The following is a 6,835-nucleotide window of genomic DNA, read 5'->3' as shown; positions in this document are numbered from 1 at the left end:
ATAAAAAAATAAACCAAATGCCTTTACAGCAAATGGTTTGTCTACGTTCTGAGAGGAAACTAAAATTTAGTTTCCTCTCTTTTTTTACTTTTATTAACACTTATATTTTGGTTATTCCAAATTTGCGTGGTTTTGTTGCATTGCTTCTTCATCAACTTTTAACTCAGTCATTAAATCTAAAACAATACTATCTAAAAACACTTGTGATGCTTGTTCAAATAGGCTACCTAAGGGCTGTGCTGAACCTTCAGCATCATATTTCGTCCCTGCCGGTAATTCAATAACTGCATTTGCAAGCTCACCTATCGCTGAAGCCGGATTTGTCGACAATAATACAACTTCTGCACCTACAGATTTAGCTTTATCTGCTAATAATCTTAAATGCTCTGTCGAACCTGACCCAGAGATAATAACAAACAAATCATTTTCAGTAATAGAGGGCGTCGTAGACTCACCCACAACATGCGCGTATTTGCCTAATTGATTTAAACGCATTGCAAAACTATTTGCTACAAAGCCTGAACGACCTTTTCCTGCAACAAATATTTGATTCGCTTCAACCACTTGTGTTAAAAACGCTTTTGCTTCACTATCTTTAACGTGCGATAGTGTATGGTCTAATTCATCTAATATTAAGCGATAATTTGTTATTTCAGTCATATTATCTGCCTTCAATCGCATCTCTACATTGTTTAGCAGCTTCAACTGGATCGTCTGCGTTAGCAATACCGCCACCAACAACAACTAAGTCTGGTTCTTCTGCTACAACTTCTTTAATTGTATCTGGTTTAATACCACCAATAACAGCTACTTTTGAATTAGAAATAACTGATTTAACTTTACGTAAACTTTCTAAAGGAGATTGACCTTCAGCTTGTAAGTCATAACCAGTATGCACAGCGATATAGTCTGCGCCTAAATCATCTAACTCTTTAGCACGTTTTTCTAAATCTTGTACTGCAATCATATCAACTAATAATTCTTTACCACTTTTATGTGCTTCTTCAACTGCTGCTTTAATTGATGCATCTTCTGCAACACCTAAAATTGTTACTACGTCTGCACCAAATTTAACTGCTTGGCTTACTTCGTAGTCTGCAGCATCCATAATTTTTAAATCTGCAAGTACTTTTACGCCTTCTATATTATCGTTTAAATGTTGAACCGCTGGTAAACCTTCATTAATAACGATTGGTGTACCAATTTCTACGATATCTACATAATCTTTAACTTTATTCGCAAGTTTTGCCGCTTCCTCTTTATTCAATAAATCAATTGCTAGTTGTAATTCCAAAATGATCATCCCTTCTTGAATTAAATTATAGAGCCATCGTTGTGACTTAACTTACTATATAATGTTGCACTTAAGCTATTTACCCTTAGTTTTATATATTAAACGCGTAAAATAACATGATAAATACTGTACATCCTCTACATAAAACGAAGATACCCGTTAATACCTATGTTAATTCTATGTTTTGTTGTTAAAACTACAGTCATAATAAATTAATTATTATGCAAATTATATATAAATGTTATGACACTTATGCATTATACTTCTTTTATATATTTTTAACAGGAATTGGATTCCGCCCCTATTTCACTATTAAGTTGAGACTTTTTACTATAAATTGAGCAGAGTGATACATTTCTGCTGTGCTTTTTAGTAGAATGAAGAGATAATCAAAATATAAAATACAATTCTTAGATATAAAATTCACTTTTCTGGTAGAAAATGTATACGAGTCGGTTTACACTAAAGTATAGACTTATATCATCGAAATCTATTGTGTTAAGTAAATATAAATAATTGAATTTTGTAATGTTGGGTTTGGAAGCAAGGAGGCAAAATTTTGGAACAAATAAACATTGAGAAAGTACAAACATTACTTTCTTCATACGAGCATAAACCTGTATACTTACATGTTGAAACAACAAATGGTGCATATGCTGCTCACTTTGACCAACGTGTATTTAATGCGGGAACTTTTTTGAGAAATATTCAAGTGACTTACGAGCACGCTCAACTTAAAGGTGGCAACAAAGATCCTTTCCGTGTCGGTCTTAAATTGAAAGATAGCGGTTGGGTCTATGTTCAAGGATTAACACATTATGAAGTGAATGAGAATGGTGAGTTTCTTCTAGCAGGCTTTAACTATGAAGGTCAATTAGCTGCTGCTTTAGAAATTAGTACTCAACCGTTCAAAGCATAAGGAGGGCGTATCATGGCAGAGGAAAGCCAAGTATTAGTAATTTTTCCACATCCAGATGATGAATCGTTCTCATCTGCAGGCACATTAGCACGCTATATCGATAATGGAGTTCCAGTCACGTACGCATGTTTGACACTCGGACAAATGGGTCGCAATTTAGGCAATCCACCTTTTGCTACGCGTGAGACATTACCAGATATTCGTGAAAAAGAATTAGAAAAAGCAATGGAAGCAATAGGCATAACTGATTTACGTAAAATGGGCTTACGAGATAAAACTGTAGAGTTCGAACCACATGATGAAATGGATGCAATGGTTAAATCCCTCATTGATGAATTACAACCATCTGTCATCATTTCATTCTATCCACAGTTTGCTGTTCATCCTGACCATGAAGCTACTGCAGAAGCAGTTGTGAGAACGGTTGGTCGTATGCCAGAATCTGAAAGACCACGTTTACAGCTTGTAGCATTTAGTAATGACGCACATGAAAAATTAGGTGCACCAGACATTCTAAATGAGATCAGTGATTATAAAGAGGTTAAACTACGTACATTTGAAGCACATGCATCTCAAACAGGTCCATTCTTAGAGTCACTTGCAACACCTGACGTACCTGGAGAAGCACACAGTTTCTTAGAAGTAGAACCTTATTGGACTTATAACTTTGAATCTTAAGTGGAGGCAATAGCATGACAGAATTTGACTTATCTACTAGAGAAGGCAGATGGAAACACTTTGGTTCTGTTGACCCTATCGAAGGTACGAAACCAACTGAAAAAGAAAATATGAAAGACTTACAAAGTACACATAAAGATTTCTTATTTGAAATCGAAGAGGTGGGCATTAAAAACTTAGTTTACCCAGTACTTGTAGATCGTTTCCAAACTGCTGGAAACTTTAGTTTTTCAACGAGTTTAAATCAAGACGAAAAAGGCATTAATATGAGCCGTATATTAGAAAGTGTTGAAAAGCACTATAATAATGGCATTGAATTAAATTTTGACGCACTTTATCAATTATTACGTAGTTTACAAGTTAGCATGGCGCAAAACGCTGCTGGTTTAGATGTTTCAGCTAAATGGTTCTTCGACCGTTATAGCCCAGTCACTCAAATCAAAGCTGTTGGTTATGCCGATGTAACTTATGGTTTAGCGATTGATAAAGACGACGTAACCCGTAAAGAGATTACAATTCAAGCTGCGGTCACTACACTATGTCCTTGTTCAAAAGAGATTAGCGAATACTCAGCACACAACCAACGTGGTATCATCACTGTAAAAGCTTTTCTAAATAAAGATGTTGATTTAATAGGTGATTATAAAGAAGTCATACTAGATGCGATGGAAGCTAATGCGAGTTCTATGTTATACCCTATTTTAAAACGTCCTGATGAAAAAAGTGTTACAGAACACGCTTATGAAAATCCAAGATTTGTAGAAGACCTTATCCGTCTTATTGCTGCAGATTTGGTAGGTTTTGAGTGGCTTGATGGTTTTGAAATAGAATGTCGCAATGAAGAATCTATTCACCAACATGATGCTTTCGCTAAATTAAAATACCATAAATAGTTAAATACCATTTAACTCATACGCTTTATTTATTATAGGAGTACTAATATATATTTATTAGTACTCTTTTTTTGTTCAAAATTTGAATATTTCTAGTAAATGTTATTTCAATTTTTCTAGATTATCTATTTGACGTTATGTTTTTAATTGTTAAAAAGTAAAATTTTAATGGTTACTATTAAATTATTTACTCTAAAATCTAAACTCCCATATTAATTTTAAAATAATGTGTATCAAGAGTTAAATTTTGTTAATGTCCGACATACACTTTTCGTATTAAAATTATTATAGAGGAGATGCTCCTTAGTATATCGGTGTGGTGAAATAAATAATGGATTATGATTTAAAGATATATAATAATAAAACATCCAATTTTAAATGTTTACGTACTAACCATTTTTTTAATATCTATTTCGTTTTTGGTGGAGCAATTACAATATTAAAAAATAACGATTTTCAACATTATCGTACAGGAGATATATTTTATATTCATGATTATGAATGTATTAATGATATCAACTTTGAAGGCACGTTGTTATGTCTATCTATAAATAATTACTATTATTATAAAATTTCGAATACGTACGCTCAAAATGAGAATATTATAATGGATAAAGATAGACCCGGTTTAAAAACACTTTATAACGACGTCATTGCCTCTATTTTAAATCGATCCATTGCTTCAGATATAGAACGAAAATTATTATTTCTAATTGAAGCCACCTATCTTAATACCATAGATACAACTCCCCGCTCTAAATCTGAGCGAAATTTTAAACATGTGTTGATTAGAGACGTTATTCAATATATTAGTCACAATTGTGAAAGAAAATTAAGTTGCCAGGATATTGCACATCATTTTTTTGTGAATAACAGCTTTTTATCGCGTGAATTTTCAGCACTTATGTGTTGTACCTTATCAAACTACATCATTGCTTCAAAAATTCACTTTTCAACATGTGCTTTATTAAATGGCGATGCTTTAGATTTTGTATGGAAACAGTATCATTTCCATTCACTTAAAGATTATATTTATTATTTCCAAGCAATCAAAGGTGTAAGTCCCTATGAATTTAATAACAAACAACCTGTTATAGAAGGTGTTCAAAATCTCAAAAGTAATACAACAAATAACTTAATGTGGTGATGACATGAATATGATAACTTACGAAGAAAAGAGAAGCTTAATTAAAAAAGTAATCAAACAAAATTTGAATCTTACATTTAATGAAATTGTTATATTGGATAAATTACTTTATATTAACAAAGAAAGCATTGAAGCGGTAGAACTCAAAAGACTGCTATATAGTCAAAACACACCGATTTCAATACAAATCAACAATCTCATTGAGCTGGGTTTATTAAAAAAATCTAGAGATGCATATGATGAGCGCTGCATTCATTTACATAATATCGACCTACCTAAGATAAAATCGATTCTAGAACAGTATCATACAATTGTAACTTCTATTTTAAATCCATCAACCCAACAATAGAACAAATAAAAAATAACTGTTAGGCTTCTATGTAGAAACTTAACAGTTATTTTTTATATTTTAATCATTTAACTTATTTTAAATGTTCATAAGGACTATTTTTAACAAAAGAAATGATTTGATCTACAAATAATCTAGCACGTAATTGGAATTCTTCATTATCTAAATATAATGTACCATCGTCTAATTTTTTATAGTCTGTATCATGCGTAGCAATTTGTGTTGGCACTGCAATACCTAATAACGTACGTACAATTAAACGTAAATGTGATAATGGTTCTGAACTTACGATGCCGCCACTATTACCGATAAGACCTACAGGTTTCATTTTGAAATCATCCATAGTTAAGTGATCTAGAGCATTTTTCAAAATACCAGAGTATGAACCATGATAATTTGGAGATCCTAAGACGAAAAAGTCCGCTTCTCTCGCTTTAGATTGTAATGTACTTAAATTATTTTTATATGTTTCACTTGGACTAGAAGCACCTGAAACATCAAGTTGATGAATTGGATTTTCTGCTAGATCAAAAATGTCAACTTCAAAATCATGCTCTTCAAAATGTCCTTTTAAATATTGGGATAGCGCTGTTGTGTGTGAACCTAATTTCGCACTCCCTACAATGATTAAACCTTTCATAATACACTGCTCCTCATACTAATTTTCATTATTTTCTTTGAGCAATTTCATAATCGCTTTTCCGACGCCACTTTGCTCATTTGTGTCTGTAGAATACTTAGACACTGCTTTAACTTCAGGTGTTGCATTATCCATCGCTACAGAGTAACCTACACGCTCTAGCATAGAAATATCATTCATGTTATCACCAATTGCCATAACACTTTCCATATCTATATTAAGACGCTCTGCAATCGTTGTTAACGCGATACCTTTTTGTGCATCTGAGTGTGTAATCTCAATATTACCTCTCGATGAAGAAGAAATTGCAAGACTTTCTGATTGTGCTAGTTTTTCACTTGCACGGTCAATTTTTTCTAAATCACTATCAAAAGCAAGGATTTTCATGACGATTTCTCCAGGCGTATCTTCAATCTTGTCATAATTATCTACAACTTTTAAAGTACCATTATCAATTCGTTTTTGAATACCAGCTTTGATTTTTTCTACGTCTGCTTTTTGACCAGCTCGTTCTGCAATGTCTATATATATTTCTAAATCGCGTTGAGGGTTTTCAGTGTAGATACCTAAGTTTGTATAAACTTGATAATAAATATCTTCTTTATCCATCTCTGTTGTAATTCTATTAATTAACTCACGATTCAATTTAGATGTACTCATGATATTAAAAGATTCATCTCTCACTTCTGCACCATTTAAACAAATGTAAGGCACTTTCAAATCTGTTTGATTCACTGGTGAATTCGCTTCATAAAAAGCACGACCCGTAGCAATAACTACTGTTATGCCTTGCGATTGCGCATATTGAATCGCTTTAATATTCTCTTCTGATATCTCATGTGCCGCATTTAATAATGTACCATCCATATCTGTTGCAATTAATTTTATCATTAATTTACCTCTTTCCTTCTATGA

At 32.7% G+C, this 6,835-nt stretch carries 9 protein-coding genes; 5 read left to right on the top strand and 4 right to left on the bottom strand.

Annotated features, from left to right (window positions below):
- Window positions 1-111: 111 nt before the first annotated feature.
- Both hxlB and hxlA read right to left on the bottom strand, forming a co-directional pair.
- The gene (hxlB, locus tag AST02_RS07490) at window positions 112-660 is read right to left on the bottom strand and encodes a 6-phospho-3-hexuloisomerase (protein ID WP_069816994.1); all 549 of its coding nucleotides are present in this window, start codon (window positions 658-660) and stop codon (window positions 112-114) included.
- Window position 661: 1 nt separating this feature from the next.
- Window positions 662-1,294, bottom strand: a complete 633-nt coding sequence (gene hxlA / locus AST02_RS07485) for a 3-hexulose-6-phosphate synthase (RefSeq protein ID WP_069816992.1) — start codon at window positions 1,292-1,294, stop codon at window positions 662-664.
- Between the two features lie 559 nt (window positions 1,295-1,853).
- Between hxlA and AST02_RS07480 the strand changes: the two genes are divergently transcribed.
- From AST02_RS07480 to AST02_RS07460, 5 genes are all read left to right on the top strand, one after another.
- On the top strand, window positions 1,854-2,213 hold the full coding sequence (locus tag AST02_RS07480) for a YojF family protein (RefSeq protein WP_069816990.1): 360 nt from the start codon (window positions 1,854-1,856) through the stop codon (window positions 2,211-2,213).
- 12 nt (window positions 2,214-2,225) lie between these two features.
- Window positions 2,226-2,891 carry a bacillithiol biosynthesis deacetylase BshB2 gene (bshB2, locus tag AST02_RS07475; protein ID WP_069816988.1) on the top strand — a complete coding sequence of 222 codons (666 nt, stop codon included), beginning with the start codon at window positions 2,226-2,228 and terminating at the stop codon, window positions 2,889-2,891.
- 14 nt (window positions 2,892-2,905) lie between these two features.
- Window positions 2,906-3,784, top strand: a complete 879-nt coding sequence (gene folE2 / locus AST02_RS07470) for a GTP cyclohydrolase FolE2 (RefSeq protein WP_069816985.1) — start codon at window positions 2,906-2,908, stop codon at window positions 3,782-3,784.
- 331 nt (window positions 3,785-4,115) lie between these two features.
- Window positions 4,116-4,931: a transcriptional regulator gene (locus tag AST02_RS07465; RefSeq protein WP_069816983.1), complete on the top strand. Its 816-nt coding sequence runs from the start codon at window positions 4,116-4,118 to the stop codon at window positions 4,929-4,931.
- Between the two features lie 4 nt (window positions 4,932-4,935).
- Window positions 4,936-5,280: a transcriptional regulator, SarA/Rot family gene (locus AST02_RS07460; RefSeq protein WP_069816981.1), complete on the top strand. Its 345-nt coding sequence runs from the start codon at window positions 4,936-4,938 to the stop codon at window positions 5,278-5,280.
- A gap of 73 nt (window positions 5,281-5,353) precedes the next feature.
- On the opposite strand, the gene AST02_RS07455 is transcribed toward AST02_RS07460, so the two are convergent.
- Together AST02_RS07455 and AST02_RS07450 are read right to left on the bottom strand one after the other, a co-directional pair.
- A complete protein-coding gene (locus AST02_RS07455; protein ID WP_069816979.1) occupies window positions 5,354-5,920 on the bottom strand; it encodes an NADPH-dependent FMN reductase in 567 nt (188 codons plus the stop codon).
- An 18-nt stretch (window positions 5,921-5,938) separates the two neighbouring features.
- Window positions 5,939-6,811 carry a Cof-type HAD-IIB family hydrolase gene (locus AST02_RS07450; protein ID WP_069816977.1) on the bottom strand — a complete coding sequence of 291 codons (873 nt, stop codon included), beginning with the start codon at window positions 6,809-6,811 and terminating at the stop codon, window positions 5,939-5,941.
- Between the last annotated feature and the right edge of the window lie 24 nt (window positions 6,812-6,835).

The organism is Staphylococcus equorum, assembly GCF_001747895.1.
Taxonomy (GTDB): Bacteria; Bacillota; Bacilli; order Staphylococcales; family Staphylococcaceae; genus Staphylococcus; species Staphylococcus equorum_A.
Note: the sequence above shows the minus strand (reverse complement) of the source record. Positions and strands in the feature narration are given on the sequence as shown.